Source organism: Stenotrophomonas sp., from assembly GCF_035634915.1.
Lineage (GTDB): Bacteria > Pseudomonadota > Gammaproteobacteria > Xanthomonadales > Xanthomonadaceae > Stenotrophomonas.
Genome location: NZ_DASQCB010000024.1, coordinates 173,472 through 179,997 on the forward strand (window position 1 = coordinate 173,472; position 6,526 = coordinate 179,997).

At 67.4% G+C, this 6,526-nt stretch carries 6 protein-coding genes and 2 tRNA genes; 4 read left to right on the forward strand and 4 right to left on the reverse strand.

Going from position 1 to position 6,526, the window contains the following annotated elements; all coding sequences use genetic code 11:
* Positions 1 to 17: 17 nt before the first annotated feature.
* Entirely contained in the window at positions 18 to 1,883 is a 1,866-nt protein-coding gene (locus VER16_RS19215) for an EAL domain-containing protein (protein ID WP_324810881.1), read from the forward strand.
* Positions 1,884 to 4,097, forward strand: a complete 2,214-nt coding sequence (locus VER16_RS19220) for a hybrid sensor histidine kinase/response regulator (protein ID WP_324810883.1) — start codon at positions 1,884 to 1,886, stop codon at positions 4,095 to 4,097.
* 102 nt (positions 4,098 to 4,199) lie between these two features.
* Here the strand turns inward: VER16_RS19220 and bfr are convergent, their stop codons facing one another.
* From bfr to VER16_RS19235, 3 genes are all read right to left on the reverse strand, one after another.
* A complete protein-coding gene (gene bfr / locus VER16_RS19225; protein WP_324810885.1) occupies positions 4,200 to 4,670 on the reverse strand; it encodes a bacterioferritin in 471 nt (156 codons plus the stop codon).
* A 126-nt stretch (positions 4,671 to 4,796) separates the two neighbouring features.
* Positions 4,797 to 5,003: a bacterioferritin-associated ferredoxin gene (locus VER16_RS19230; protein ID WP_324810887.1), complete on the reverse strand. Its 207-nt coding sequence runs from the start codon at positions 5,001 to 5,003 to the stop codon at positions 4,797 to 4,799.
* 108 nt (positions 5,004 to 5,111) lie between these two features.
* Entirely contained in the window at positions 5,112 to 5,732 is a 621-nt protein-coding gene (locus VER16_RS19235; protein ID WP_324810889.1) for an RNA pyrophosphohydrolase, read from the reverse strand.
* 121 nt (positions 5,733 to 5,853) lie between these two features.
* Between VER16_RS19235 and VER16_RS19240 the strand changes: the two genes are divergently transcribed.
* Both VER16_RS19240 and VER16_RS19245 read left to right on the forward strand, forming a co-directional pair.
* A tRNA-Met gene (locus tag VER16_RS19240) sits at positions 5,854 to 5,930 on the forward strand.
* Between the two features lie 58 nt (positions 5,931 to 5,988).
* Positions 5,989 to 6,062: transfer RNA gene (locus tag VER16_RS19245), tRNA-Gln, on the forward strand.
* A gap of 280 nt (positions 6,063 to 6,342) precedes the next feature.
* Here the strand turns inward: VER16_RS19245 and rpsI are convergent.
* A partial coding sequence (gene rpsI, locus VER16_RS19250) for a 30S ribosomal protein S9 (protein WP_324810891.1) occupies positions 6,343 to 6,526 on the reverse strand: 184 nt, incomplete at its 5' end.

Here is a 6,526-nt window from a genome sequence, read left to right on the forward strand (position 1 = left end):
GAACACCAGGAGCACCGATGGCCGCAAACGAATCCCCCGCGGGCGCCCGCCCGGGTCGCGCCGAAACCCCTCCGGCCGACCACTGGCAGCGCTGGGCCAGCGCGCCGGGCGCCGCTGATCCCGCATCCGTGTCCGAAGTATCGGCCATGGCGTCCAGCAACCTGGCACCGCCGCCTCCGCTGCCGCCTGCAGCCGACGAAGCGGGCAACAGCAACGACGCGCCGGTCGCCGCCGACTCGCCCTACCGCGTGCTGATCGTCGAAGACGACCGCGCCCAGGCCCTGTTCGCGCAGAGCGTGCTGCACGGTGCAGGCATGCAGGCCGTGGTGCTGGCCGACGCCGACGGCGTGCAGCAGGCCATCCGTGAACAGCGCCCCGATCTGATCCTGATGGACCTGCACCTGCCCGGTCTTGACGGCATGCGGCTGACCGCCCTGATCCGCCAGCAGCCCGGCATGCAGCTGCTGCCCATCGTCTTCCTCAGTGGCGACCCGGACCCGGAGCGCCAGTTCGAAGTGCTCGACAGCGGCGCCGACGATTACCTGAGCAAGCCGATCCGCCCGCGCCACCTGATCGCGGCCGTGGCCAACCGCATCCGCCGCGCCCGCGCGCAGGCCGCCACCCTGCCCGGCGCCAATGGTGTGCCGGCCAGCAGCAACCCGGAAACCGGCCTGCCCACCCGCCACCATGTGCTGCAGCAGCTCAACGCGGCGCTGGCACACCGCGACCGTGGCGGCGTGTTCTTCGTGGAGATCTCCAGCGCGCTGGGCCTGCGCGAACGCTATGGCTATGCCGCGTTCGAGCGGCTGATGGTGCAGGCCGGCCAGCGCCTTGCCGAGGCCGGCCATCCGCATCTGCTGGCGCGCCTGAACGACAACAGCTTCCTGCTGCTGGCCCGCGATGCCGACGAGGAGGGCCTGGACGCCATCGCCGCGACCCTGCGCGAACAGCTGTCCGCGCGCGCCTTCATCATCCGCGACGACGAGTCGGTGCACCTGCGCGGCGTGGTCGGCTATGCGCCGCTGTCGCCAGGCTTCGACGATGCCACCAGCGCCCTTGAAGCCATCGAACGCACCACCCTGCAGGCGCGCCTGCTCAGTGCCGGCGTGGCCGGCCACGTGCACCGCCAGGCAGCCACCGGGGAGGAACACCTGGCGCTGCTGGAAGGCCAGCTGGAACTGGCCTACCAGCCAATCGTCGCCGTGGCCGGCGGCGACACCGCGCAGTACCAGCTGCTGCTGCGCCTGCGCCAGGCCGATGGCACCGTGCTCACCGCCGGCCAGGTCATCCCGGCGGCCGAAGCGGCCGGCCGCATCGCCGATCTCGACCAGCAGGTGCTGGAACATGCGATGGGCCTGCTCGACCTCTACCGCCACGCGACCCAGCCGCTGAACCTGTTCGTTTCGCAGTCGCTGCGCACCCTGCAGCGTGATGCGTTCGCCGATTGGCTGCTGGAATCGCTGCAGCAGCGTGACCTGCCCGGCAGCGCGCTGGTGATCGACGTACGCCTGCCTGACGCGCTCATCCACACCGTGCCACTGCAGCAGTTCTGCCAGCGCATGGCGGCGGCCGGCGTGCGCTTCTGCCTCAGCCAGTTCGAACCCGGCAGCGAAGCCGACGCCCTGCTCACCCACCTGCCGCTGTCGTTCGTCCGCATGGCTGCACGCTTCTCCAGCAGCCATTCCAACCCCGGCACGCGCGAGGAACTGCGGCGGGCGATCGAGCGGGCACACGCTGCCGGCCTGCAGATCATCGGCCAGCAGATCGAAGACCCGCAGGCGGCCGCTGCGATGTGGGTCGGCGGCGTCGACTTCATCCAGGGCAACATGGTGCAGTCGGCTGGCAGTGACCTGAACTTCGACTTCCACAACGCGGTGCTCTGAGTGCCGCTGACGGTCGCGCTGCTGGCAGCGGTGGTGCTGGCGGCCGGCGTGGCGCTGGCGCTCGGCCTGCGCCTGCGCCAACGCGGCCAGGCGCTGGCAGCGCTGCAGCGCGAACGCACCGTGCTGGCCAGCGAACGCGACCAGCTGCGCCGCACCACCGAGCGCCAGGGCCAGCTGGAGCAGCAGCTGTTGCAGGCCAAGCAGGCCGCCGAGGCCGCCGCCCTGGCCAAGGGCGAGTTCCTGGCCACCATGAGCCATGAGATCCGCACCCCGCTCAACGGCATCCTGCCGATGCTGGAGCTGATCGCACGCGGGCCACTGGGGGATGACCAGCGGCAGATGCTGGCCACCGCCTCGGCCAGTTCGCAGCAGCTGCTGCGCATCGTCGATGACATCCTCGACTACTCGCGGCTGGAAGCACAGGCGCTGGAGCTGGAGATCACCAGCTTCAACCTGCGCGAACTGCTGGACGGCGTGGTGCAGCTGCTGCAGCGCGCCGCCGAAGCCAAGGGCCTGGTACTGGCCCTGCAGCTGGACCCGGCCGTGCGCCTGCCGGTGCGCGGCGATCCGGTGCGGCTGCGCCAGGTGCTGACCAATCTGCTGGCCAATGCCATCAAGTTCACCGCGCGTGGCCAGGTGCAGCTGCGCGTGCGCCGCCTGGGCGAAGGCCCGGCCCAGCACCAGCTGCGTTTTGAAGTCGTCGACACCGGCATCGGCATCGACCCTGCCCTGCAGTCGCGGCTGTTCCAGTCCTTCAGCCAGGCCGATGCCTCCACCACCCGCCTGTACGGTGGCACCGGCCTGGGCCTGGCCATCTGCAAGCGCATCATCGACCTGATGCAGGGCCGGATCGGCGTGCAGTCCACGCCGGGACAGGGCGCCACGTTCTGGTTCGAGATTGCGCTGCTGAAGATTCCCGGCGACCTGCCGGCACGGGCGCGCGAGCCCTCACCGCTGCTGCTGCACAGCGCCGATGTCGCGCTGCAGGCGCGCGTGGAGCGGGTCGCCGCCCACCACGGGCTGCCGGTGCAGGTGCTCGCAGAACGCGATGCCCTGCTGGAGCGGCTGCGTGCCGCCCCTCGCCCGGGCCAGCCCATGCCCGCCTGGCTGCTGGTGGACGCGCGCCAGCGCCGTAGCGGTGAATCCACGCTGCTGCGGGCGCTGGCCGAGCGCGGCGCGGAGGACACGCTGCAGGTACTGTGGCTGCAGGACGCGCCCGCCCCGGTGCAGGCGCGCCAGCAGCAGCTGCCAGGTGATTTCAGCGACGCCACCCTGCATGCCCTGCTGGCCACGCCGACCGCCAGCGCGCGACCGGCAGCACTGCTGGCAGCGGCCGAAGAGGGCCAGGCTCCTGCAGCACTGCCGCCGTTGGGGCTGCGCGTGCTGCTGGTGGAAGACAACGCGGTCAACCGCATGGTGGCCGAACAACTGCTGCGGGTGTTCCAGTGCGAGGTGCAGCTGGCCGACGACGGCGAGCAGGCCCTGCGCGCACTGCGACAGGGCGGCATCGAGGTGGTGCTGATGGATTGCCAGATGCCGGTGCTCGATGGCTATGCCGCCAGCCGCCAATGGCGCAGCGAAGAGGCCGCGCAGGGGCTCGCGCGGCTGCCGATCATCGCCATGACTGCCAACGCCATGGCCGGTGATCGCGAGCGCTGCCTGCAGGCGGGCATGGATGATTACCTGTCCAAGCCGATCAACCGCGAAACGTTGCATGCGCTGCTGCAGCGTTGGGGCCAGGCCCCCGCTGCTGTTGACTGCCGCGATGCTTCCGAAGCTGTAGAGTCGAGCTTGCTCGACTGCCGTCATGCAGAAAGCAGTCGAGCAAGCTCAACGCTACCTCCCGCGCCCGAAGCGGACACTCCGCCACAGCCAGTGCTTGATCGCAGCGTGCTTGAGGAACTGCAGGGCGTGATCGGCCCGGCCGCACTGCAGATCGTCTCCGTGTTCCTGGAGGATGCTCCAGCACTCGTGCAGGCCCTGCAGCAGGCCGCGCAGGCCAACGACATCGAGCGCCTGCAGGCGCTGTCGCACAGTCTCAAATCATCCAGCGCCAACGTCGGCGCCCTGTCGCTGTCAGCGGTGGCCCGGCGCATCGAGCATGAAGCCCGCGCGGGCAGCCTGCAGCGCCCCGCCGTGGCGGTAGCGCTGCTGGTGGCCGAGTTCGCCCGCGCACGCGTGGCCTTGACCGGCTACCTCACCCAGGAACGGTAACGTCGATCTTGCTCGACTGCCTTCTTCCGTAGAGTCGAGCTTGCTCGACTATCGCCATGCCAATCGCAGTCGAGCAAGCTCGACTCTACCCGCGCAGGCGGATCAGTCTTCCAGCTTGCTCAGCAGGTACTTCGGCTCGCCGATACGCTCGACCAGGTCCAGCTGGGTTTCCAGCCAGTCGATGTGCTCTTCCTCGGCATCCAGGATGCTGGTGAACAACGAGCGGCTCACGTAGTCGCCCACCGAATCGGCATGCGCCACGGCGTTGCGCAGCACCGCCACGGCGTCCTGCTCCAGCGACAGGTCACACTGCAGCATTTCCGGCGGGTTCTCGCCGATGCGCAGCTTGCCCAGCGCCTGGAAGTTCGGCAGGCCTTCAAGGAAGAGGATGCGGTCGGACAGCGCATCGGCGCGCTTCATCGCATGGATCGATTCCTTGTATTCGTACTCGGCCAGTTCCTTGATGCCCCAGTTCTTGAACATCTTGGCGTGCAGGAAGTACTGGTTGATCGCGGTCAGCTCGTTGAAGAGGACCTTGTTGAGGAATTCGATGACCTTGGCGTCGCCTTTCATGGCTGGCTCCCGTGCGTGTTGACGGGCGCACTCTACCGGCTTTGGCCGGCGCGTGAGGGAACGCGAATCGTGTTCATTGGCCTGTATGGCCGATCCTGTTGCGGCCGATGCCGCGCGGACGGGGCCTCAGGCAGCCTGCAGGCCAATCAACGGCAGCGGCAGGTCGTGGGTGGCCATCGCCTTGGCCAGCAGGTCGCCGGCCATGTCCAGGCAGGAACCGCAGGTGGCACCGCAACCGGTACGCATGGTCAGCTCACCCACCGTGGTGACGCCATGGCTGGCGGCCTCGCGGATCTGGTGGTCGGTGACTCCGTTGCAGATGCAGACGTACACGGGCGGGAACCGGGCTGACAGGCCAGAAGCGGCCTGGTGCCCATTTCAATGGAAACGAGAATGGTTGTCAATCAGAGACCTGAACCATTCTCGCTACCGTTCATCCACTCAGCTGGAGGGTGTGTCGCCCTGCACCTTGCGTGGCCAGTAGCCCTTGCTGCGCGGGCGCTTGCGCGGGCGGTCGTGGCCCGCGGTATTGCCCGGCATCCAGGCCTCGGCCGCGGTCTTGGGCATGGCGGTCACGCCCTGCCCGGCCACGCCGCGCGCCAACGGCGCCAGGTGGCGTAAGGCACGCGCATAGACCCCACGCTTGAACATCACCACATGTTCGACCGGGTACCAGAAATCGACCCAGCGCCAGTTGTCGAACTCCGGCGAGTCGGTATGGTCCAGCCGCACATGCGATTCATCGCCGGTGAGGCGCAGCAGGAACCAGACCTGCTTCTGGCCGATGCAGACCTGCCGCTCGTTACGGCGGATGGCCCGGGCCGGCAGCTTGTAGCGCAGCCAACCCGGTGTCGCCCCCAGCACTTCTACGTGCTCGGGCAGCAGGCCGGTCTCTTCCTGCAGTTCACGATACATGGCTTCGACCGGGGTCTCGTCGGTGTTCATCCCACCCTGCGGGAACTGCCAGCCATCCCGGCGCACGCGTCGTGCCCAGAACACCTGCCCGTCCTGCCGCATCAGCACAATGCCGACGTTCGGTCGATAGCCGTCCGGATCGATCACGATGCGGACTCCTAAGAAAATCTACTGGTCAGGACTATCCCATGCCGTCTGTCGGCCCACAAGCTCGGCACAAAAGTGTTGACAGCCCCGATACACATGCGCAGAATAGCGGGCTCACCAAGGCTATGTAGCTCAGCCGGTTAGAGCACAGCACTCATAATGCTGGGGTCGGTGGTTCGAGTCCACCCATAGCCACCACACTGAAAATCAAGTTGTTTTTCAGCGTGAAAAGTGAGAAAATAGTTACACGTTACATTGCCCCTTAGCCAAGCGGTAAGGCACCTGACTCTGACTCAGGCATCGGTGGTTCGAATCCATCAGGGGCAGCCAAATTAAAAAAGAAAAGGCCCGATCGAAAGATCGGGCCTTTTCTTTTTTAATTCGGTCGCGCATTCCACCTTATCCCCGCGCCTGTCGGCGCGCCCCCTTGAACACATCAAGCCCCCCCCCTCCAGAGAGAACGCCGGGGTCGGATCCTTTTCCGCAGGAAAAGGCTCTGACCCCCACCCCCTACAATGCACGCCCCCAAAACGACAAAAGCCCGGCCGAAGCCGGGCTTTTGCGTTTCCAACCAGCGGGCTCCCGAAGGAGCCCGCCCAGGCGCGATGGATCAGCGCTTGGAGAACTGGGTGGCGCGACGGGCCTTGTGCAGACCGACCTTCTTACGCTCGACTTCACGGGCGTCACGGGTCATGAAGCCAGCCTTGCGCAGCTCGGACTTCAGGGTTTCGTCGTACTCGACCAGCGCACGGGCGATGCCCAGACGGATCGCACCGGCCTGGCCGGTGGTGCCG